Genomic DNA, 874 nt, shown 5'->3' with positions numbered 1-874 from the left:
TGATCCAGCAGCCAGGCGTTCAACTCGTCGTAGTTCTTGACCCGCAGGCGCGGGGCGAAGAAGCGCTCGCGCACGAGCCCGACCTGATTCTCGACCTGCCCCTTCTCCCAGCCCGAGGCTGGCGTGCAGGCGACAGGGTCGACCAGATAGTGGCTGCACATCTGCTGGAAGCGGCGGTTATAGGCCCGCTCCTTGCCGACGAAGATCGTCTCCACCGCCGTCTTCATGTTGTCGTAGATGCCGCGCGTGCAGGCGCCCTTGAAGAAGGCGAAGGCCCGGTCATGGGCGTCGAAGACCATCTCCTGGCTCTCGCGCGGATAGGCCCGCACGAACAGCATGCGCGAGTGGCAAAGCCGGACATGCGCCACCTTCACCTGGGTCGTGGCGCCATTGATGACGACGATCTCGTGGCTCCAGTCGAACTGGTAGGCCTCGCCGGGCGCGAAGCTCAAAGGCACGTAGGCGTCGGCTGTGACGGCGGATTGCTCGCGGCGCCAGCCTCGCGCATAGCGACGAACGGCATCGTATCCGCCCTCGTAGCCGAGATCCCGCAGCTCTTCGAAAAGACGGATCAGCGTCAGGCGCTCGCGGGCCGGCTTGCCGTCGTTCGCCATCAGCAGCCGATCCAGCTCAGGGCGCCAGGGGCCGATCTTCGGCTGCGGCTGAACCTTCCGCTCATACTCGAAGGACGTCGCGCCAGAGCGCAGCACCTTCCGAACCGTGTTCCGAGAGACATGCAGCTCGCGGGCGATCTCCTTGATCGTCTTCCCGCGGATCGAAAACTCGCGCCGGATCCGCGCAATCGTATCCACGCCCTTCATCCCCCGCCCGCCCATCCGAAACCAGGACGGGCAGTCTCACCGAAACCGGCTCA

At 65.2% G+C, this 874-nt stretch carries 1 protein-coding gene; it reads right to left on the bottom strand.

The annotated features are described in order from the left end of the window. A partial coding sequence (gene istA, locus KHC19_RS07835; protein WP_213351815.1) for an IS21 family transposase occupies positions 1-821 on the bottom strand: 821 nt, incomplete at its 3' end. Positions 822-874: the final 53 nt, after the last annotated feature.

Origin of the sequence: Ancylobacter oerskovii (genome assembly GCF_018390555.1) — a bacterium.
In the GTDB taxonomy this organism is placed as follows: Bacteria; Pseudomonadota; Alphaproteobacteria; order Rhizobiales; family Xanthobacteraceae; genus Ancylobacter; species Ancylobacter oerskovii.
The sequence above is the reverse complement of the archived record's forward strand: the minus strand, read 5'-3'. Positions and strand labels throughout refer to the sequence as shown.